Origin of the sequence: Azoarcus sp. DN11 (assembly GCF_003628555.1) — a bacterium.
GTDB lineage: Bacteria > Pseudomonadota > Gammaproteobacteria > Burkholderiales > Rhodocyclaceae > Aromatoleum.
This window is the reverse complement of record NZ_CP021731.1, coordinates 776,767-796,473: the sequence shown is the minus strand read 5'-3', so window position 1 is coordinate 796,473 and position 19,707 is coordinate 776,767. Positions and strand designations below refer to the sequence as shown.

The window sequence follows — 19,707 nt, the reverse complement described above, 5'->3', positions numbered from 1 at the left end:
GAAGGGTGGAGGAGACGCCACCCGAAAGTGCAGACGTCCACGTGGCCGGCAGCGATGCCGGCCACGCAAGGCGCAAATTTCAACACGGGACCCCCACATGAAACCCTCCGAGCGCATCCGCGCAGTCGCCTTCGACGCCTTCGGCACGCTGTTCGACGTGTACTCGGTGGGCGCGCTTGCGGAGCAGCTCTTTCCGGGCAAGGGCGAGGCGCTGACCGCGCTGTGGCGCCTGAAGCAGATCGAGTATTCCTTCATCCGCACGCTGTCCGGCCGCTACAAGCCTTTTTTCGAAATCACGGGGGACGGCCTGGTGTTTGCGGCGAAGAGGCTGGGGCTGACGATGAACGACTCGCAGCGACGCCAGCTGATGAACCAGTACGCCTGCCTGTCGCCCTTTCCCGAAAACCTCGGCGCGCTGCGGGCGCTGCGCGCGCTCGGCATCCCGATGGCGGTGCTGTCGAACGGTACGCCGCAGATGCTCGACGTCGCGATCAAGAGCGCGGGCATGACCGGACTCTTCGACCACGTCCTGTCGGTGGACGCGGTGCGCCAGTACAAGACGTCCGATGCCGCCTACCAGCTCGGTCCCGACGCCTTCGGTGTGCCCGCGAAGGAAATCCTCTTCGTCTCCTCGAACGGCTGGGATGCCGCGGGCGCAACCTGGTTCGGCTATACGACGTTCTGGATCAACCGCACCCAGCTGCCGCAGGAAGAGCTGGGCGTGACGCCCACCGCCGTCGGCCAGCGTCTCACCGACATCGTCGAGTTCGTGCAGTCGCGCTGCGCGCCGGCCTCCCGCTGATGACCGCCGGCGAAATCCTCCTCATCGGACTGGCCGCGGCGATGGCGGGCGCGATGAATTCGATCGCCGGCGGCGGCACCTTCTTCTCCTTCCCGGCGCTGCTGACGATCGGCGTACCGCCGGTGGTCGCCAACGCGAGCAACGCGGTCGCGCTGTGGCCCGCGAGCCTGTCCGGCGCCTGGGCCTGCCGCCGCGAGCTCGCGCGCTTCCGCACGGGCCTCGCCGCGCTGTCGCTGGTCGCGCTCGTCGGCGGCATCGCGGGCGGCGTGCTGTTGCTCTCCACCGGGGACGACACCTTCTCGCAGCTGATCCCGTGGCTGCTCCTGACCGCGACCGTGATGTTCGCCGCCAGCGGCAGGATCTCCGCTCTCCTCACGCGACTGCGCCAGCGCCCCGTCGACGGTCCGTCGCACGGCAGCGCGGGCGGCCTGCTGTTCCAGCTCGGCGTATCGATCTACGGCGGCTTCTTCGGTGCCGGCATGGGCATCGTGATGATCGCCGCGCTCGCGATCCAGGGCCACCGCGACATCCACGACATCAACGCACTCAAGAACTGGCTGTCCGCGATCATCTACAGCGTCGCCGTCGTCACCTTCGCCGTCGCCGGCGCGGTGAGCTGGCCGCACACGCTGGTCATGATCGTCACCGCCGCCATTGGCGGCTACTGGGGGGCGGTCGGTGCCCGCAAGGTCCCGGCCGCGTGGTTGCGCCGTTTCATCATCGGGGTGGGCAGCATCCTCACCACCTACTATTTTCTTAAGACACTCTGACCTAGAGAGCGAGGAATCATGAGCACGAGAATCCAATGCCACCAACTGCAGGTCGACGCCGAGCTGCACCGTTTCATCGAAACCGAAGCCCTGCCGGGGACCGGCATCGACGCCGGCGCGTTCTGGAAGGGCTTCAGCGAGCTCGCCAATGAACTCGCGCCGAAGAACCGCGCGCTGCTCGCCGAACGCGACCGCCTGCAGACCGAACTCGACAACTGGCACCGCGCCCACCCCGGCCCGATCCAGGACATGCCGGCCTATCGCACCTTCCTTGAGAAGATCGGCTACCTGCAGCCGGTACCCGCGCCGTTCAAGATCACGACCACCAACGTCGACAGCGAGATCAGCGAGCAGGCCGGCCCGCAGCTCGTGGTGCCGATCATGAACGCCCGTTACGCCCTCAACGCCGCGAACGCACGCTGGGGCAGCCTCTACGACGCGCTGTACGGCACCGACGCGATCCCCTCGGACGGCGGCGCAGAAGCCGGCTCGTCGTACAACCCGGTGCGCGGCGCGCGCGTCATCGCCTTCGGCCGCAACCTGCTCAACCAGGCCGCTCCGCTCGCACAAGGCAGCCATGACCAGGCCAAGGCCTACGCGGTCACCGGCAGCAAGCTCGTCGTCACGCTGCTGGACGGCAGCCAGACCGGCCTCGCCGATGCTGGAAAATTCGCCGGCTTCCAGGGCGACGCGGCGGCTCCGTCTGCCGTGCTGATCAAGAACAACGGCCTGCACCTCGAGATCCAGTTCGACCGCAACCACCCGATCGGCAAGACCGACGCCGCCGGCATCAAGGACGTGCTCGTCGAAGCCGCGGTCACGACGATCATGGACTGCGAGGACTCGACCGCCGCGGTCGACGCCGCAGACAAGGTCGTCGTCTATCGCAGCTGGCTGGGCCTGATCACCGGCAATCTGGTCGAGACCTTCGAGAAAGGCGGCAAGATGGTCGAGCGCAGGATGAACCCGGACCGCGAATACACCGCGCCGAACGGCGGCACGCTGCGCCTGCACGGCCGCTCGCTGCTCTTCATCCGCAACGTCGGCCACCTGATGACCAACCCCGCGATCCTGCTTGCCGACGGCACCGAGATCCCCGAAGGCATCATGGACGGCGTCGTCACGACGCTGATCTCGATGCGCGACCTGAAGCTCAAGCGCAACTCGCGCACCGGCAGCATGTACATCGTGAAGCCGAAGATGCACGGCCCGGCCGAAGCCGCCTTCACGAACGAACTGTTCGGCCGCGTCGAGCAGTTGCTCGGCCTGCCCGCCAGCACGATGAAGATCGGCATCATGGACGAGGAGCGTCGCACCTCGGTGAACCTCGCCGGCTGCATCAAGGCCGCCGAATCGCGCGTCGCCTTCATCAACACCGGCTTCCTCGACCGCACCGGCGACGAGATGCACACCGCGATGGAAGCGGGCCCGATGATCCGCAAGGGCGACATGAAGACCTCGGCGTGGATCCAGGCCTACGAGCGCCAGAACGTACTGGTCGGCCTCGACTGCGGCCTGCGCGGCAAGGCGCAGATCGGCAAGGGCATGTGGGCGATGCCGGACCTGATGGCCGAGATGCTGAAGCAGAAGATCGGCCACCCGAAGGCCGGCGCCACCACCGCATGGGTGCCCTCGCCCACCGGCGCGACCCTGCATGCGCTGCACTATCATCAGGTGGATGTCCATGCCGTGCAGCAGGAGATGGAGAAGATCAGCCTCGCCGCCGAGCGTGACACCCTCCTCAACAACCTCCTGACCGTACCGGTCGCGGCCTCCGCGAACTGGAGCGCGACCGAGATCCAGCAGGAGCTCGACAACAACACCCAGGGCATCCTGGGCTACGTCGTGCGCTGGATCGATCAGGGCGTGGGCTGCTCGAAGGTGCCGGACATCAACAACATCGGCCTGATGGAAGACCGTGCGACGCTGCGCATCTCCAGCCAGCACATCGCCAACTGGCTGCGCCACGGCGTGACCACCGAGGCGCAGGTCACGGAAACCTTCAAGCGCATGGCGGTGATCGTCGACCAGCAGAATGCCGGCGATCCGCTGTACCAGCCGATGGCCCCGAACTTCGACCAGTCGATCGCCTTCCAGGCCGCCAAGGACCTCGTGTTCAAGGGCCGGGCGCAGCCGAGCGGCTACACCGAACCGCTGCTGCACCAGTGGCGCCAGGTGAAGAAGGCGCAACGCTGAGTCGTGCTGCGGGCCGCGCCGGCGGCCTGCTGACGCCATCGACGGCACCGCGAACGCGGTGCCGTTTTCGTTTTCGCCCGCTCAGGTCACGAGCGGCAGCAGCAGCCCTTGGGCGCGTTCGACCACCGCATCCGGGAACGGCTGCGAACGGCGTGTTTCGGGGTTCAGGCACACCACGGTAAACTCGCAAATCGCGCACACTTCGCCGGTCTCCGTGTTCGCGAGTTCGTGGCGGAAGCGCAGCACCTTCTCGCGCATCTCGACAACCCCGGTACGCACGACGATGGTGTCGCCAGGGTAGAGCTCCTTCTTGTATGTGATGTTCTGCTGCACCGCGGCCAGCTTGAATTCGCCGCTGCGCAGCCGCGACGGACTCAGTCCGAGCATCCCGTAAAACTGCCAGCAGGCCGCATCGAAAAATTCCATGTAGGCACGCACGTTGATGTGCCCCATGTGATCCCGCTGCCATTCATGCGCCGTGCCGCGCGCCGTCTCCTCCATCGCCATGCCGTTTCTCCTCGTCCTTTCGAATTGTTGGAAAGCGAACGATAGGCCCCGACGCGGCGCCAAGGCAATAGCGGCATCCGACCTGTATGCTCGGGTATCATTCGCCGCACTGCACAATTTCGGGTTCCCTGCATGGACATCATCACCGACATCATCCTGCGCGCGGGCCGTTCCGCCGTCGAACTCGCCCTGTTCGTCCTGCTGCCGGTGATGGTCGTGATGCTGTCGCTGATGCGCCTGCTCGAAGCGAAGGGCGTGCTCGACCGCTTCGTGCATGCGCTGGCCCCGCTGCTGCGCCCTGCCGGGCTCACCGGCCTGGGCGTTTTTGCCGCCCTGCAGATTAATTTCGTCAGTTTCGCCGCTCCGATCGCGACGCTCACGATGATGGAGAGCCGCGGCGCCTCGGACCGCCATCTGGCGGCAACGCTGGCGATGGTGATGGCGATGTCGCAGGCCAACGCGGCCTTTCCGATGATCGCGATGGGGCTCGATTTCGGCCTCACGCTCGCGCTGTCGGTCGTCGGCGGCCTGGTTGCCGCAGCCGTCACCTACCACGGCTTCGGCCGCAGGCTGTCGGCCAGCGAAGGCCCGGTGGACGAAACCCTGCACCACCATGTCGCCGAAGACGCCAAGGGCGTGCTCGACGTCATCAACCGCGCCGGCGCGGAGGCCTTCAAGATCGCCGTCGGCGCGATTCCCATGCTCGTGCTCGCACTCGTCGCGGTGATGGCGCTGCGTTCGAGCGGCGCTGTGGACCTTCTCACCCGCGCGCTCGCGCCGGTGCTCGCCGCGATATCGATCGACCCGGCGCTGATCCTGCCGACCCTGACCAAGTACATCGGCGGCGGCACGGCGATGATGGGCGTGATGGACGACATGCTGCGGGACGGTACCGCCAGCGTCGCGATGCTGAACCGCAGCGCCGGCTTCCTCATCCACCCGCTGGACGTTCCGGGGGTCGCCGTGCTCATCTCCGCGGGCAAACGCGTCGCCGGCGTCTGGAAGCCGGCTGCGGTCGGCGCGGGCGTGGGCATCCTCGCGCGCACCGTCGGTCACGCACTGCTCGCGTGAACCGGCGGACGGCGCGTCAGAACTCCAGCGTCAGGCTGGCCCAGTAGCGCGGATCGAGAAACTGCGGCGGCGCGAAATCCGTGTCGCGGCGATCCGCGCCGCGCCGTCTGAACTCCGCGCGCTTGCCCTCGATGCCCTGCCCGGTCAGGGCCACCTCGCCACGCGTCGGGCCGACCCGGAACGGGTAGGCGAGGCGGACGTCCGTCCGATCGAAGGGGTCGACCGAGGTGCCCGCCGTCCACTGGAACCGCCCGTAGCGGAAGTGCGCGATCGACATCTCCGCCCCACCGGGCAAGTCCTGCGTCCAGCGCAGCACCGTCGCCCTGGTCGGCGCCGAGTGGTCCATGTGACGCTCGTCGTTGCGCGCAGTCTGTGCATTCAACGCGAACAGCTGCGCGCTCGCATGCGAATCGATGTGGGTGAAGGTCTGGTTGAGCGTGATCTCGCTGCCCTGCCGCGGACGCCAGCGCAGCACGTATTCGACGCCACGGATGTCGAGATCCTGGCCGTTGATGAAATCGGTATAAGTCCCGCATTCGGGCCGCTTCTTGCGAAGACTCAACACTTCGCACCGCGGCGGCACCAGGGGCCGGGGCACCGACACGATGCGATCATCCACCTTCTCCAGGAACCCGCGGACATCCACGAACAGCCCCTGCTCGCGGAAATCCCCGAGATAGCCGATCTCGGCGACGTCGATGCGTTCCTGTTTGACGTCGCCGCTCGCCATGCGCTCGATCTCCAGCGGTATCACACCGAACGGCCGCCCGACGTTCAGCGCACCGTAGATCTCGCGCGACCTCGCCTCGGTGAGCGAGGGAATGCGATGCGCGCGCGAAAGACCGGTACGCAGCGTCTGGCGCGGCGACAGGTGATAATTCACCGCCAGGCGTGGGGCGAGCGAGGTATCCGAGAGCGAATCGTCCTCCCAGGTCAGACCCAGGTTGGTCGTCCACGCTTCCGACGGCCGCCACTCGAAATTGCCGAACAGGCGATTCACGCGCTGCCGCACGGCGTCGCCGCCGCGCCCGTAGAATTGCTGGCCGCGGACGGCGTCATGGCGCGCGCCCACGCCCCACACGAGCCGGGTCTCGGGTGTGGGCACCATCGTGTGCTGGAGTTCCAGTTCGTCGCGCGTCGTGCTCGTGTGGTAATCGATAAACAGGCTCAAGCGTTTCTCGCGCGCCAGGAAGGCGTCGTCGAACACCTCGTTCGAACGCGTGTAGCGCGCGGACAGGGAGCCGCCGTCGGACAGGTTGCGCGTCCAGCCGAAGGAGAGGAATTCCTTCACCGCCCTCTGCTCGCGGGGCGGATTCGTGAGGGCACCGACGACACCCGTGCGCAACGTCATCTCCACGTTGCCGGCCTGCACCTGCAAATCGTCGGCGCCCCCCAGGGGAACGTCCGCGCGCAGATTCACCCGCCGGTTCTCGCGACGGTCGTCGAAATCCTTCACGCCGTCGTCGCGGGTACTCTCGGCGCTCACACGCACCGCCGCGTCGCCGATACGCATGCCGGCACGCGCGTGCCGGTCCGCGATACCGTCGTTGCCTTGCCCGACGCGCACGCGGACTCCCCGGGTGTCCGCCGCAGCCCGCGTCACGACGTTCACGACGCCGAGAAAGGCGTTCGACCCGTAGGCGGCGGAATTGGACCCCCGGATCACCTCGATGCGCTCGATCTCGTCCAGGGAGACGTCGATCAGGTTCCACGCGATGCCGCCGAAGAACAGCGGGCTGTACTGCGAGCGCCCGTCGATCAGGACCTGCAGGCCGCGCGTGTTCCTGTCGGTCATGCCGTGGTAGACCGCGCTGGGAGCGCCCATCTCGGAGTGCGCCACGAGAAAGCCGGGCACCAGACGCAGCAGATCCGCGAGGTCCCGCGCACCCGAGGTGCGTATCGTGTCGGCATCGATGACGGTGACCGAGCCCGGCGCGTCGCGCAAGGGCTGCGCGAGGCGCGACACCGAAAGCACGACGGGCAACTCGTTGAAGAAAGGGTCTTCGGTCACCCGCGCAAGCGGGCCGATTTCATCCGCTGCCAGGACCGGGCCCGCGAGCACGGCCATCAAGGCCACCGAAGCGTTTCTTACCCCCATCGCCACCCCGTTCGATCTCCGGACTGCAATATTGCATCGCCATTGTTTGTGCAGTGCGAATCGACGGCACCCACGTGGGGGAACCGTCCAGCAATTCCCTCTACACGGCGCATTTCCATTCGTGGCGCCACGTTGGGCACCTTGTTCATCATTGAAACAGAATTCTTTCACATCACGATGCAATATTTCGCATGACAGGTGCCACGCCTGCCCAAAATGGGGCCAAATCACCCATCATCATTCGGACACGGCATACCCACGCCCGGACGCACCGAATGCCCCCTCATGCCGGGATCAGACACTAGAATGACAACCACGACTTCGCTCGACAGACGCCCTGCAATCCGATGATCGGCGGACTCACCCTCCTTCTCGTGTTCCAACTCGTCGGCGAAGCGCTCGTCCGCGGGCTGGGGCTCCCGATTCCCGGCCCGGTCATCGGCATGGGCCTCCTGTTCATCGCCCTGGTGCTGCGCGGCGGCCCGAACGAGGAGTTGCGCGGCACCGCGACCGGCATCCTGCAGCACTTCTCGCTGCTGTTCGTCCCGGCCGGCACCGGCGTGATGCTCCACTTCCACCGCCTCGCTGACGAATGGCTGCCGCTCACGGTCGCGCTGGTCGCGAGCACGCTGCTGTCGATCGCCGTGTCCGCCCTTCTCCTCCAGGCGCTGTCCCGCCGCGCCAGACGCCGCGACGACCGGCCATGAGACCCGCGCTCGGCGAAATCTGGGTCTACCTGTCGACGACCCCGCTGCTCGGCCTGACCCTCACGCTGCTCGCCTACCAGGGTGCCTTCTGGGTGTACCGGCGCGCGAACCACCACCCGCTGCTCAACCCGGTGATGATCGCCGTGACCGTCCTCGTGCTCGTGCTGACGCTCACCGGCACGCCCTACCAGACCTACTTCGACGGCGCGCAGTTCGTGCACTTCCTCCTCGGCCCGGCGACCGTCGCACTGGCCATCCCGCTCTACGCGCAATGGGAGCGCCTCAAGGGCATGCTGCTGCCGCTGCTCGTGAGCCTGGCCGCGGGTTCGCTCACCGCTGCCCTGTCGGCCGTCGGCATCGCGGCGCTGCTCGGCGCGAGCCGCGAATCGGTGATGTCCCTGGCGCCCAAGAGCGTCACGATGCCGATCGCGATGGGCGTCGCCGAGCGCCTCGGCGGCCTGCCCTCGCTGACCGCGGTGCTGGTGATGAGCACCGGCATCCTCGGCGCCGTCTGCGCCCGCTACATCTACGGCATCCTGCGCATCGACGACTACGCCGTGCGCGGCTTCGCGGTCGGCCTCGCGTCGCACGGCATCGGCACGGCGCGCGCCTTCCAGGTGAACGAGCAGGCCGGCGCGTTCGCCGCGCTGGCGATGGGCCTCAACGGTCTGCTGACCGCGCTGATGCTGCCGTGGCTCCTGCCCTGGCTGGAATCGCTCCTGCACTGATCGCCCTGCCCCTTTGCATTCCCTTCCCCTGACCGAGCCCGACGGAATCCGCCCCCGATGACCGCCCTGCTTCGCTGGTTCGACCGCACCATCCTCGAACTCGGCCGCGAGATGCGCCTCTCGTACCTGCCGCCGCTGATGGTCTATGTCGCAGCGGGCGTCTCCGGCCTCACCGGCATCGTCGGCACCTTCTTCGTCAAGGACTACCTCGGCCTGTCGGCGTCCTTCCTCGCCGCGCTGGGCTTCTGGGCCGGCATCCCGTGGGCGCTCAAGATGCCCATCGGCCATCTCGTGGATCTCCTGTGGCGCCACAAGGCCGGCCTCGTCTATCTCGGCGCCGCCCTCATCGCCGCGAGCCTCGCGATCATGATCGGCCTGATCGGCGACCCGGCCGCGATGCGTCGGGTGATGTCGGCCGAGTCCTGGTTTGTGCTGTCCACGCTGCTCGCGCCGGTCGGCTACGTGATGCAGGACGCCGTCGCCGACGCGATGACCGTCGAGGCCGTGCCGCGCGTCGACGCCGACGGCGCCCCGTTCCCCGAGGAGACCGTGCGCCTGATGCACACGACGATGCAGATGCTCGGCCGCGTCGCGATCATTGGCGGCACCGTGCTCGTATCGCTCGCCAACGTCGCGATGTTCGACGGCAGCGAAGCCCTGCCGGAAGCGGAAAAGGTCGCGATCTACGTGCGCATCTACGAATACGCGCTGGTGATCCCGCTGCTGTCGGTGAGCGGCGTGCTTCTTTCCGGCATCCTCAAGCGCCGCGAAGCCCGGCGCCTCGCGCGGCTCGGGCACGACGCGGCGGCGATCGACCGCCTCGTGCACGCCCCCGAGCAGGCGACCACCCCCAACTGGTGGATCCTCGGCGGCAGCGCGGCCTTCGTCGCGCTCACGCTCGCGGTCGGCCTGTCCGGCCTCGGCTACGGCCAGGAGCTGATCTTCGGCGCGTCCTTCGTGATCATCGGCGTGATGATCTTCCGCCTGGTGCGCGAACTGGCGGACGACGCCCGCCGCACGCTGCTCGGCACCATCATCGTGATCTTCGTCTTTCGCGCCATGCCCGGACCGGGCGCGGGCGCGAGCTGGTGGATGATCGACGAACTCGGCTTCGACCAGAGCTTCCTGTCGCGGCTCGACCTCATCACCAGCGCGCTGACGCTCGCCGGACTCTTCATCTTCCGCCGCTTCATGGCGGAAAAGTCGATCGCACAGATCGTGGCCTTCCTGACCATCACCGGCACGCTGCTGTCGCTGCCCCTCCTCGGCATGTTCCACGGCCTGCACGAATGGACCGCTGCGGCAACGGGCGGACTCGTCGACGCCCGCTTCATCGCCATCGCCAACACCGCGCTCGAATCGCCGCTCGGCCAGGTGTCGATGGTGCCGATGCTCGCGTGGATCGCGAACTCCGCGCCCCCGCATCTCAAGGCAACCTACTTCGCGGTGATGGCCTCGTTCACGAACCTCGCCCTGTCCGCCGCCCAACTCGGCACCCAGTACCTCAACGAGATCTACACGATCACCCGCGAAGTGCGCGACGCCACGAGCGGCGCCGTCACGGTGGCGGCGAACTACACCGAGCTCGGCCAGCTCCTCATGGCGGTCCTGCTGCTTGGCTTCGCACTGCCGCTGCTGGCGATCGCGGCGACGCGCCTGCTGGGCCTGCGCAGCGCATGAGCATAGGCGCGAAACCGTTGCACAGCCGTCGCGACAGGGGGAAACTGCGAGTCAAAGGCCACGTGAGGACCAGTCCATGACACCCGCTTCGGTTCACGACATCCGCAACCTCGCCCTGCTGGGCCACGCCGGCTGTGGCAAGACCACCCTGCTCGAAGCCCTGCTCGTCGCCTCGGGCACCATCGGCGCCGCCGGCACGATCGAGCGCGGCGACACCGTCGGCGATTTCGACCCCCAGGAAAAGGCGATGGGGCATTCCTTGTCGACGTCGCTCGCGCACCTCGAATGGGCCGGCCATTGGGTCAACCTCCTCGACACCCCGGGGCTCCCCGACCTCGCCGGGCGCGCCCTGACTGCGCTGCCTGCGGTCGAGACCGCCGCGGTACTGGTGAGCGCCGCGGCCGGCATCGAGGGCGTCACGCGCCGCATGATGGAAGCCGCGCGCGACAAGTGCCGCCTCGTCGTCGTGTCGAAGATCGACGCCGCCACGCCAACCTCGCTCGCGGCCCTGCTGGACGACCTGTGTGCCACCTTCGGGCGCGAGTGCCTGCCGATCAACCTGCCGTCCGCGAGCGGCGATTCGGTCATCGACTGCTTCTTCACGCCCGGCAAGGACCTCGAACCGGCGTTCTCGTCGGTCTCCGCCGCGCACGACAGCATCGTCGACCAGGTGGTCGAGCTCGACGAAGCGCTGATGGCGAGCTACCTCGAACAGGGCGAATCGCTCGACCCGGAGCAGCTCCACGCCCCCTTCGAGCAGGCACTGCGCGAAGGCCACCTGATCCCGGTGTGCTTCGTCTCCGCACGCACCGGCGCCGGGGTGAAGGAACTGCTCGACATCCTCGGCCGCCTCATGCCCGATCCGACCGAAGGCAACCCGCCGCGCTTCCTCAAGGGCGAAGGGGCCGCCGCGCAGACAGTCGAGGTCGCCACCGATCCCGACCGCCATGTCATCGCACACGTGTTCCAGGTCGCCAACGACCCCTACCGCGGCAAGCTGGGCCTCTTTCGCATCCACCAGGGACGCATCAGCCCCAACACCCAGCTCTACATCGGCGACAGCCGCAAACCCTTCAAGGTCTCGCACCTGCTGCGCCTGCAGGGCAAGAACCAGGTCGAGACGCCGCTGGGCGTGCCGGGCGACATCTGCGCGGTCGCCCGCGTCGACGACATCCACCCCAACGCGGTACTGCACGACTCGCACGACGAGGACAACTTCCATCTCGCGCCCGCCAGCTACCCGCAGCCGGTGTTCGGCCTTGCGCTGATCCCGCAGAAGCACGGCGACGAGCAAAAGCTCGCCGAAGCGCTCGCGCGCCTGCTCGACGAGGATCCCTGCCTCGAAGTCGGCTTCGATCACCAGGCCCGCCAGACCGTCGTGCGCGGCCTCGGCGAGCTGCACCTGAAGATCATTCTCGAACAACTGCGCGCGCGCTGGAACCTGCAGTTCGACACCGCCACGCCTTCGGTCCCCTACCGCGAGACGATCAACGGCGGAGCCGAAGCGCGCTACCGGCACAAGAAGCAGAGCGGCGGCGCCGGCCAGTTCGGCGAAGTCGCACTGCGCGTCGAATCGCTGCCGCGCGGCTCGGGCATCGAGCTCGGCAACGAGGTCAAGGGCGGCGCGATCCCGACCAACTTCCTGCCGGCCGTCGAAAAGGGCGTGCGCCAGGCGCTGGCCGAGGGGGCGCTCGCCGGCTTCCCGGTGCAGGACGTGCGCGTCGTGCTGACCGACGGCAAGGCCCACGCTGTCGACTCGAACGAGGTGTCCTTCGTCACCGCGGGCCGCCATGCGACGCTCGAGGCGCTGCTCGGCGCCCGGCCGGTGGTGCTGGAACCGCTCGTCAGCGTCACGGTGAAGGTCGCCGACAGCAACTTCGGCGAAGTCAGCGCCGAGTTCGCGGGCCGGCGCGGCCACCTGACGACGACCGAAAGCCCCGCGAGCGGCGTCACGCTGCTCACCGCCACGCTGCCAATGGCGGAAATGGACGGCTTCGAGGCGCGCCTGAAGGCGATCTGCGCCGGCGAGAGCGAGTTCTCGATGACCGCCGCCGGCTACGAGCCCGCGCCGCAGGACGTGCAGCAGCGCCTCGCCAAGGCCTGGACCGGCCACGGCAACGGCAACGGCCAGTAAGCCGACGGGCGCACGCGATGAAACTCACCGAACAGCATCGGGCCTACTGGCGCAGCAACCTGCTGCTGACCTTCTCGCTGCTGTCGGTGTGGTTTGTCGTGAGCTTCGTCGCCGGCTACTACGCCGACGAGCTCAACCGCTTCACGTTCATGAGCTTTCCGCTCGGCTTCTACATCTTCGCCCAGGGTTCGCAGATCACCTTCGTCATCCTGATCGGGATCTACGTGCTCGCGATGAACCACCTCGACCGCAAGTACCAGATCGGCGAAAAGCGCTGACATCCCCACAAGCGGCAACCAAAAACCCGCCTTCTCGACGAGAGGGCGGGTTTTTCCCCGGCGCGCCTGGGCGAGCCTCCTTACATGCGCGCGATCATCGCATCGCCGAACGCCGAGCACGACACTTCCTGCGCCCCTTCCATCAGGCGCGCGAAGTCGTAGGTCACGACCTTGTCGCCAATCGCCGCTTCCATGCCCTTGATGACGAGGTCGGCGGCTTCCTTCCAGCCGAGGTGGCGCAGCATCATCTCGGCCGACAGGATCAACGACCCCGGATTGACCTTGTCCTGCCCGGCATACTTCGGCGCCGTGCCGTGGGTCGCCTCGAAGCACGCGTACTGGTCGGAGATGTTCGCCCCCGGCGCGATGCCGATGCCGCCGACCTGCGCGGCGAGCGCGTCGGAGATGTAGTCGCCGTTGAGGTTGGTCGTCGCGATGACGTCGTATTCGGCCGGGCGCAGCAGGATCTGCTGCAGGAAGGCGTCGGCGATCGCGTCCTTGACGACGATCTCGCGGCCGGTCTTCGGGTTCTTGAACTTGCACCACGGCCCGCCGTCGATCGGCTGTGCGCCGAACTCCTGCTGCGCGACCTGGTAGCCGGTGTCACGGAACAGGCCTTCCGTGAACTTCATGATGTTGCCCTTGTGCACCAAGGTCACCGACTTGCGGTCGTTGTCGATCGCGTACCGGATCGCCGCGCGCACGAGCCGCGTCGTGCCTTCCACCGACACCGGCTTGATGCCGATGCCCGAGCTCTCCGGGAAGCGGATCTTCGTCACGCCCATCTCCTTCTGCAGGAAGGCGATGACCTTCTTCACCTGCTCCGAGCCCGACGCCCACTCGATGCCGGCGTAGATGTCCTCGGTGTTCTCGCGGTAGATCACCATGTCGGTGAGTTCCGGCTGCTTCAGCGGCGAGGGCACGCCCTTGAAGTAGCGCACCGGACGCACGCACTGGTACAGATCGAGCTCCTGGCGCAGCGCCACGTTCAGCGAACGGATGCCGCCGCCGACGGGGGTCGTCATCGGCCCCTTGATCGATACCGAATACGCCTTCAGCGCATCGAAGGTCTCCTTCGGCAGCCATTCGTCGGGGCCATACAGCTGGGTCGACTTCTCGCCCGCATAGACCTCCATCCAGTGGATCTTCTTCTTGCCGCCGTAGGCCTTCTCGACCGCCGCGTCGATGACCTTGATCATCACCGGCGTGATATCGACGCCGATGCCGTCGCCCTCGATGAAGGGGATGATCGGTCGATCGGGAACCGTCTGGCCCGGAACGATTTTCTGGCCGCCGGCGGGAACCTTGATCTTGGATGCGCTCATGCCTACTCCCTCTTTGTGTGGATGCATCTCGATTGATTCAGCTCATCGCTGAAAACCCTTGGCTTGCAGCTTGGGCGCTCATCTCGCACGCGACCCGGGGCACGCACTGCGGATGATGTCTCCCCGTTTCCAGTCAGTGATTATGGCCCAAGAATCCCGACGAGTGCCTTACGGCGGCGGACCGCAGTCAGCCGCGGTCAGGGCGCAGGGACGAAAAAAAGCCGGCGAACCTGCGCCGGCTTTTCGGTGAAGCGCCGCCGTCCTGCACGGGCAGGACGGCGGTCGATGGAGCTACCCGTCAGGCATTCACGGCCGCAAGCGCGGCGTTGAGCGTTGCGCTCGGACGCATCACCGCGCCGGTCTTGACCGGATCGGCGTAGTAGTAGCCGCCGATGTCGGCCGGCTTGCCCTGCACCGCGCCGAGTTCGGCGAGGATCTTCTGCTCGTTGTCCGCCAGCGTCTTCGCAAGCGGAGCAAAGCGGGCCTTCAGCTCCGCATCCTCGTCCTGCGCGGCCAGCGCCTCGGCCCAGTACCGCGCGAGGTAGAAGTGGCTGCCACGGTTGTCGAGCTGGCCGGTGCGGCGCGACGGCGACTTGTCGTTGTCGAGCAGCTTGCCGGTCGCCGCATCGAGCGTCTTCGCGAGCAGCTTGGCCCTGGCGTTGCCGGTCTTGATGCCCATGTCCTCGAGCGACACCGCCAGCGCGAGAAACTCGCCCAGCGAATCCCAGCGCAGGTGGTTCTCCTCGAGGAGCTGCTGCACATGCTTCGGCGCCGAACCTCCCGCGCCCGTCTCGTACATGCCGCCGCCGGCCATCAGCGGGACGATCGACAGCATCTTCGCGCTGGTGCCCAACTCCATGATCGGGAACAGGTCGGTCAGGTAGTCGCGCAGGATGTTGCCGGTGACCGAGATCGTGTCGAGGCCGCGGGCAACGCGCTCGAGCGTGAAACGCATCGCGCGCACCTGCGACATGATGTGGATGTCGAGTCCGCTCGTGTCGTGATCCTTAAGATACTTCTGCACCTTCTTGATCAGCTCGGCCTCGTGCGGACGGTACGGATCCAGCCAGAACACCGCCGGCATGCCGGAGTTGCGCGCGCGGGTCACGGCGAGCTTGACCCAGTCGCGGATCGGCGCGTCCTTGACCTGGCACATGCGCCAGATGTCGCCTGCTTCGACGTTCTGCGACATCAGGACTTCGCCGGTGTCGAGGTCGGTGATGTTGGCGACGCCGTCTTCCGGGATCTCGAAGGTCTTGTCGTGCGAGCCGTATTCCTCGGCCTGCTGCGCCATCAGGCCGACGTTCGGCACCGTACCCATCGTGGCCGGATCGAAGTTGCCGTGCCACTTGCAGAAGTTGATCATCTCCTGGTAGATGCGGGCGAAGGTCGATTCCGGCATGACGCACTTGCTGTCGTACTGCTTGCCGTCGGCACCCCACATCTTGCCGCCGCCGCGGATCATCGCAGGCATCGAGGCGTCGACGATGATGTCGTTGGGCGAGTGGAAGTTCGTGATGCCCTTGGCGGAGTCGACCATCGCCAGGCGCGGACGGTGCTCCTGGCAGGCGTGCAGGTCGCGGATGATCTCGTCGCGCTTCGATTCCGGCAGCGTCGCGATCTTCTCGTACAGCGTCGCCATGCCGTTGTTGACGTTGATGCCCAACTCGTCGAACAGCTTGCCGTGCTTCTCGAAGGCTTCCTTGTAGTAGATCTTCACGCAGTGGCCGAACACGATGGGGTGCGAGACCTTCATCATCGTCGCCTTCACGTGCAGCGAGAACAGGATGCCCGCTTCACGGCAATCGTCGAGCTGCTGCTCGTAGAACTCGCACAGCGCCTTCTTGCTCATGAACATCGAGTCGATGATCTCGCCGTCCTGCAGCGCGGTCTTCGGCTTGAACACGACGGCCTTGCCGCTCTTGGTGAGGAGTTCCATCTTCACGTTGCGGGCGCGGTCGAGCGTCATCGACTTCTCGCCGTGGTAGAAATCGCCGTGCTCCATGTGCGAGCAATGGGTCTGCGACCACTGCTTCCACTCGCCCATCGAGTGCGGGTGCTTCTTCGCGTAGTTCTTGACCGCGGCCGGGGCGCGCCGGTCGGAGTTGCCCTCGCGCAGCACCGGATTCACCGCCGACCCGAGGCACTTGCCGTAGCGGGTCTTGAGCGCCTTCTCTTCCTCGGTCGCCGGGTTCTCCGGGTAGTCGGGGATCGCGTAGCCCTTGCCCTGCAGTTCCTTGATGCAGGCCATCAACTGCGCCACGGAGGCGCTGATGTTCGGCAGCTTGATGATGTTGGTGTCCGGATCCTGGGTCAGGCGCCCGAGCTCGGCGAGGTTGTCCGGAACCTTCTGCGCGTCCGTCAGATAGTCGGAGAACTCGGCCAGCACGCGGGCTGCCACCGAGATGTCGCTCTTCTCGACATGGACGCCGGCCGGCACCGTGAACGTCTCGATGATCGGCAGCAGCGAGTAGGTCGCCAGCAGCGGCGCCTCATCGGTAAGCGTGTAAATGATCGTCGAACTCTTCTTTGTCATGCATTTCTCCCGGATTATCTTTGTGGCGCGAAGCCAGACGAACGCTTGAACCGGCCGGAATACGCCCGAAAAACCTGGATCGCACCCGGACACCTACTGACGGGGCGCTATTATAGACCTCCTGTGTGGCGGGTTGTCGCAATCGCCCTGAAACCAATCTTATATAAGACAAAAGATTGCACGGACCGCCCGCTACGCCCGACTTCACCGAGACGAGGAACGTATGGAAGCACCGACGGGAGAGAATGTCGTCGCCCGGTCCATCGCCCAGGCGCTGATCGAAGGCTTCAACAAGCACTACCGCATCTTCCGCGAGACCTCCCGCCGCGCCAAGGAGAGCTTCGAGGCGGCCGACTGGCATGCGCTGCTCGACGCGGTGCGCGACCGCGTGCAGTTCTACGACGACCGCGTGGAAGAGACGGTGCGCCGCCTGCACGCCGAGTTCGACGCCGATTCGGTCGATGACGACACCTGGCAGCAGGCCAAGCTGTACTACATCGGCATCCTCATCCGCCACAAACAGCCGGAGCTCGCCGAGACCTTCTTCAATTCGGTGTGCTGCAAGATCCTGCACCGAACCTATTTCAACAACGACTACCTGTTCGCGCGTCCGGCGATCTCCACCGAGTACATGGAGTCCTACCCGCCCGTGTACAGCAGCTACTACCCGCGCGACGAAGGCCTGCGCGCGACCGTGCGCCGCGTCATCGAGGACTTCGACTGGCAGCGCCCGTTCGAGGACCTCGACCGCGACGTCACCCTGCTGCTGCACGCGGTGCACAGGCACCTCGGCAAATGGCCGGACATGGAGGTGAACTGCCAGATCCAGGTGCTGTATTCGGCGTTCTACCGCAACAAGACGGCTTACATCATCGGCAAGGCGATCAACGGCTACCAGGAATACCCCTTCGCGATCGCCGTGCGCCACAACGCCGCGGGACGGCTCGAACTCGACACCATCCTGCTCGACGCGTGGCGCATCTCGGTGCTGTTCTCGCTGTCGCGCGCGTACTTTCTCGTCGACATGGAAGTGCCGTCCGGCTACGTGCAGTTCCTGCGCTCCATCATGCCCAACAAGCACCGCTCGGAGCTCTACACGATGCTGGGCCTGGGCAAGCAGGGCAAGACGATGTTCTTCCGCGACCTCATCGCCCACCTGCGCCACTCGAACGACCCGTTCGTGATCGCCCCCGGCATCCGCGGCATGGTGATGCTGGTGTTCACGCTGCCGTCCTACCCCTACGTGTTCAAGGTGATCAAGGACGTCTTCGGTTCCTCGAAGAACACGGACCGCGCGACGGTGAAGCGCAAGTACCTGATGGTCAAGCGCGTCGACCGCGTCGGCCGCATGGCCGACACGCTGGAGTTCTCCTACGCCGCACTGCCGCGGTCACGCTTCAATCCCGAACTGCTCGACGAGTTGCGCGCGCTGGCACCGTCCGCTTTCGAGATCGATGGCGATTCGGTCGTCATCAAGCACCTGTACATCGAGCGCCGCATGACGCCGCTCAACATCCACCTCGAGCGGGCGAGCGACGAGCAGGTCGAGCACGCGGTGCGCGAATACGGCAACGCGATCCGCGAAATGGCGACGGCCAACATCTTTCCCGGCGACATGCTGTGGAAGAACTTCGGCGTCACGCGTTACGGCCGCGTCGTGTTCTACGACTACGACGAGATCGAGTACATGACGGACATGAACTTCCGCCACATCCCGGAGGCACCCTATCCGGAGATGGAGATGTCCAGCGAGCCGTGGTACTCCGCCGGCCCGATGGACGTGTTCCCGGAGGAATTCGCGACCTTCCTGCTCGGCGCGCCGCGCGTGCGCCAGGCCTTCCTGAAGCACCACCGCGACCTGCTGAGCCCCGGCTTTTGGCAGCGCACGCAGGCGTCGATCCGCAGCGGCTACCTGGAGGATTTCTTCCCCTACCCGGAAGAGCTGCGCTTTTGCCACACGCGCGCACGCCTCGGGCACCTGCGGCGCCCGACCGAAGGCGCCTAGGCGATACGGATCGCGTCGCTGCGCGTCTCGCCGCGGTTGTCGCGCCAGCTCACCGCGATCTCGTCGCCGACGGCGCCGCCCGCGAGGCTGAACGCGAGGTACGGATTGGTCGAGATCGACGGCCCGAAATCGGCCGCCAGCACGAGTTCGCCATTGCGGCGCACGCTCAACTCGGTGATGAAATGCGCCGGGATGAGCTTGCCCTCGGCGTCCTTGCGCAGGCCGTTCTCCATCGGATGCGCCAGCAGCATCCGCAGCTCGGTGGCCCCCTCCTTCAGCGTCGCGCGGATGCGCGTCGGTGCCGTCATGCGCCGCAGCCTCCCACGGTCACCGTAACCTCGCGCCGCGCCGCGTAGATCCGCCCATCCGCCTTCACCAGCGCATGCACGCGCGTCGTGCGCGCCATCTTCACGCGCGTGTGGATCGTCGGCGTCATCGCCCCCGACAGCCGGAAATTCGCGGCAACCTTGAACGGGTTTTCCTCGATGAGGATCGCGATCTGCTCGGTCCGCGGAATGTCGCTCGACACCGTGAGCGCCACCGCGCGGCCATCTTCCGCCACATCCGGCGCGACGATGCGGATCGCGCCGCTGTCCTGCGCCGCCGCGGCGCCCAGCGCCTGCAATGCCTCGTCCAGCGTCCTGGCCTCGAATGCGGCCACGTTGCGGCCCCCCTCGGCCATTGCCGGCGCGACGATCCCCGTCGCCGCGAGCGCCGCCCAGATCCCCATTCCGCCGCCTGCCTTCAGCACCTTCCTGCGCTGCCTGTCCATCCTCGCTCCCCACTTTCACGTCTGCGTATCCGCCCGCCATGCCCGTTGCGTCGGAGCGTGCAGCCACTCGCGCTATACTGCGCCGTTACGCGCACACC

16 protein-coding genes are annotated in these 19,707 nt (G+C 66.6%); 10 read left to right on the top strand and 6 right to left on the bottom strand.

The annotated features are described in order from the left end of the window. Positions 1 to 97 precede the first annotated feature (97 nt). From CDA09_RS03550 to CDA09_RS03540, 3 genes are read left to right on the top strand one after another with little or no spacing between them, the layout of a single operon-like run. Positions 98 to 802, top strand: coding sequence for a haloacid dehalogenase type II (locus CDA09_RS03550; protein ID WP_121427362.1), 705 nt, complete (start codon positions 98 to 100; stop codon positions 800 to 802). Further along, positions 802 to 1,572, top strand: a complete 771-nt coding sequence (locus CDA09_RS03545) for a sulfite exporter TauE/SafE family protein (protein ID WP_121427361.1) — start codon at positions 802 to 804, stop codon at positions 1,570 to 1,572. Before CDA09_RS03550 ends, CDA09_RS03545 begins: the two co-directional genes overlap by 1 nt. A gap of 18 nt (positions 1,573 to 1,590) precedes the next feature. Beyond that, positions 1,591 to 3,768: a malate synthase G gene (locus CDA09_RS03540; RefSeq protein WP_121427360.1), complete on the top strand. Its 2,178-nt coding sequence runs from the start codon at positions 1,591 to 1,593 to the stop codon at positions 3,766 to 3,768. Positions 3,769 to 3,849: 81 nt separating this feature from the next. On the opposite strand, the gene CDA09_RS03535 is transcribed toward CDA09_RS03540, so the two are convergent. Beyond that, positions 3,850 to 4,275 carry an acyl-CoA thioesterase gene (locus CDA09_RS03535; RefSeq protein WP_121427359.1) on the bottom strand — a complete coding sequence of 142 codons (426 nt, stop codon included), beginning with the start codon at positions 4,273 to 4,275 and terminating at the stop codon, positions 3,850 to 3,852. A gap of 132 nt (positions 4,276 to 4,407) precedes the next feature. Here CDA09_RS03535 and CDA09_RS03530 point away from each other — a divergent pair, with 132 nt between their 5' ends. Further along, positions 4,408 to 5,346, top strand: coding sequence for a nucleoside recognition domain-containing protein (locus CDA09_RS03530; RefSeq protein ID WP_121427358.1), 939 nt, complete (start codon positions 4,408 to 4,410; stop codon positions 5,344 to 5,346). A gap of 16 nt (positions 5,347 to 5,362) precedes the next feature. Here CDA09_RS03530 and CDA09_RS03525 read toward each other — a convergent pair whose 3' ends face one another. Further along, a complete protein-coding gene (locus CDA09_RS03525) occupies positions 5,363 to 7,414 on the bottom strand; it encodes a TonB-dependent receptor plug domain-containing protein (RefSeq protein WP_286164480.1) in 2,052 nt (683 codons plus the stop codon). Between the two features lie 377 nt (positions 7,415 to 7,791). Between CDA09_RS03525 and CDA09_RS03520 the strand changes: the two genes are divergently transcribed. The 5 genes from CDA09_RS03520 to CDA09_RS03500 all read left to right on the top strand — a co-directional run bounded on the left by CDA09_RS03520 (position 7,792) and on the right by CDA09_RS03500 (position 12,971). After that, positions 7,792 to 8,151 (top strand): CidA/LrgA family protein, encoded by a 360-nt coding sequence (locus CDA09_RS03520; RefSeq protein ID WP_121427356.1) that lies wholly within the window; start codon positions 7,792 to 7,794, stop codon positions 8,149 to 8,151. After that, complete coding sequence (locus CDA09_RS03515) at positions 8,148 to 8,879, top strand: LrgB family protein (RefSeq protein ID WP_121427355.1); 732 nt, start codon at positions 8,148 to 8,150, stop codon at positions 8,877 to 8,879. The genes CDA09_RS03520 and CDA09_RS03515 overlap by 4 nt, the downstream gene beginning before the upstream one ends. Before the next feature lie 57 nt (positions 8,880 to 8,936). Continuing rightward, the gene (locus CDA09_RS03510) at positions 8,937 to 10,559 is read left to right on the top strand and encodes an MFS transporter (protein WP_121427354.1); all 1,623 of its coding nucleotides are present in this window, start codon (positions 8,937 to 8,939) and stop codon (positions 10,557 to 10,559) included. A 76-nt stretch (positions 10,560 to 10,635) separates the two neighbouring features. Then, on the top strand, positions 10,636 to 12,693 hold the full coding sequence (gene fusA, locus CDA09_RS03505; protein WP_121427353.1) for an elongation factor G: 2,058 nt from the start codon (positions 10,636 to 10,638) through the stop codon (positions 12,691 to 12,693). Positions 12,694 to 12,710: 17 nt separating this feature from the next. Beyond that, positions 12,711 to 12,971 (top strand): DUF4212 domain-containing protein, encoded by a 261-nt coding sequence (locus tag CDA09_RS03500; protein WP_121427352.1) that lies wholly within the window; start codon positions 12,711 to 12,713, stop codon positions 12,969 to 12,971. Positions 12,972 to 13,051: 80 nt separating this feature from the next. Here the strand turns inward: CDA09_RS03500 and icd are convergent, their stop codons facing one another. Beyond that, entirely contained in the window at positions 13,052 to 14,296 is a 1,245-nt protein-coding gene (icd, locus tag CDA09_RS03495; protein ID WP_121427351.1) for an NADP-dependent isocitrate dehydrogenase, read from the bottom strand. Between the two features lie 298 nt (positions 14,297 to 14,594). Continuing rightward, positions 14,595 to 16,832 (bottom strand): NADP-dependent isocitrate dehydrogenase, encoded by a 2,238-nt coding sequence (locus tag CDA09_RS03490; RefSeq protein ID WP_121427350.1) that lies wholly within the window; start codon positions 16,830 to 16,832, stop codon positions 14,595 to 14,597. Between the two features lie 223 nt (positions 16,833 to 17,055). Here CDA09_RS03490 and aceK point away from each other — a divergent pair, with 223 nt between their 5' ends. Beyond that, a complete protein-coding gene (gene aceK / locus CDA09_RS03485; protein ID WP_121427349.1) occupies positions 17,056 to 18,837 on the top strand; it encodes a bifunctional isocitrate dehydrogenase kinase/phosphatase in 1,782 nt (593 codons plus the stop codon). Here aceK and soxZ read toward each other — a convergent pair. Beyond that, the gene (soxZ, locus tag CDA09_RS03480; RefSeq protein WP_121427348.1) at positions 18,834 to 19,145 is read right to left on the bottom strand and encodes a thiosulfate oxidation carrier complex protein SoxZ; all 312 of its coding nucleotides are present in this window, start codon (positions 19,143 to 19,145) and stop codon (positions 18,834 to 18,836) included. The two genes, aceK and soxZ, sit on opposite strands and share 4 nt — an antisense overlap. Beyond that, positions 19,142 to 19,609 carry a thiosulfate oxidation carrier protein SoxY gene (soxY, locus tag CDA09_RS03475; protein ID WP_121427347.1) on the bottom strand — a complete coding sequence of 156 codons (468 nt, stop codon included), beginning with the start codon at positions 19,607 to 19,609 and terminating at the stop codon, positions 19,142 to 19,144. Before soxY ends, soxZ begins: the two co-directional genes overlap by 4 nt. Positions 19,610 to 19,707: the final 98 nt, after the last annotated feature.

Coding starts and splice junctions, on each gene's coding strand:
- CDA09_RS03550 (WP_121427362.1), top strand. CDS start 98: ATGAAACCCTCCGAGCGCATCCGCGCAGTCGCCTTCGACGCCTTCGGC.
- CDA09_RS03545 (WP_121427361.1), top strand. CDS start 802: ATGACCGCCGGCGAAATCCTCCTCATCGGACTGGCCGCGGCGATGGCG.
- CDA09_RS03540 (WP_121427360.1), top strand. CDS start 1,591: ATGAGCACGAGAATCCAATGCCACCAACTGCAGGTCGACGCCGAGCTG.
- CDA09_RS03535 (WP_121427359.1), bottom strand. CDS start 4,275: ATGGCGATGGAGGAGACGGCGCGCGGCACGGCGCATGAATGGCAGCGG.
- CDA09_RS03530 (WP_121427358.1), top strand. CDS start 4,408: ATGGACATCATCACCGACATCATCCTGCGCGCGGGCCGTTCCGCCGTC.
- CDA09_RS03525 (WP_286164480.1), bottom strand. CDS start 7,414: ATGGCCGTGCTCGCGGGCCCGGTCCTGGCAGCGGATGAAATCGGCCCG.
- CDA09_RS03520 (WP_121427356.1), top strand. CDS start 7,792: ATGATCGGCGGACTCACCCTCCTTCTCGTGTTCCAACTCGTCGGCGAA.
- CDA09_RS03515 (WP_121427355.1), top strand. CDS start 8,148: ATGAGACCCGCGCTCGGCGAAATCTGGGTCTACCTGTCGACGACCCCG.
- CDA09_RS03510 (WP_121427354.1), top strand. CDS start 8,937: ATGACCGCCCTGCTTCGCTGGTTCGACCGCACCATCCTCGAACTCGGC.
- fusA (WP_121427353.1), top strand. CDS start 10,636: ATGACACCCGCTTCGGTTCACGACATCCGCAACCTCGCCCTGCTGGGC.
- CDA09_RS03500 (WP_121427352.1), top strand. CDS start 12,711: ATGAAACTCACCGAACAGCATCGGGCCTACTGGCGCAGCAACCTGCTG.
- icd (WP_121427351.1), bottom strand. CDS start 14,296: ATGAGCGCATCCAAGATCAAGGTTCCCGCCGGCGGCCAGAAAATCGTT.
- CDA09_RS03490 (WP_121427350.1), bottom strand. CDS start 16,832: ATGACAAAGAAGAGTTCGACGATCATTTACACGCTTACCGATGAGGCG.
- aceK (WP_121427349.1), top strand. CDS start 17,056: ATGGAAGCACCGACGGGAGAGAATGTCGTCGCCCGGTCCATCGCCCAG.
- soxZ (WP_121427348.1), bottom strand. CDS start 19,145: ATGACGGCACCGACGCGCATCCGCGCGACGCTGAAGGAGGGGGCCACC.
- soxY (WP_121427347.1), bottom strand. CDS start 19,609: ATGGACAGGCAGCGCAGGAAGGTGCTGAAGGCAGGCGGCGGAATGGGG.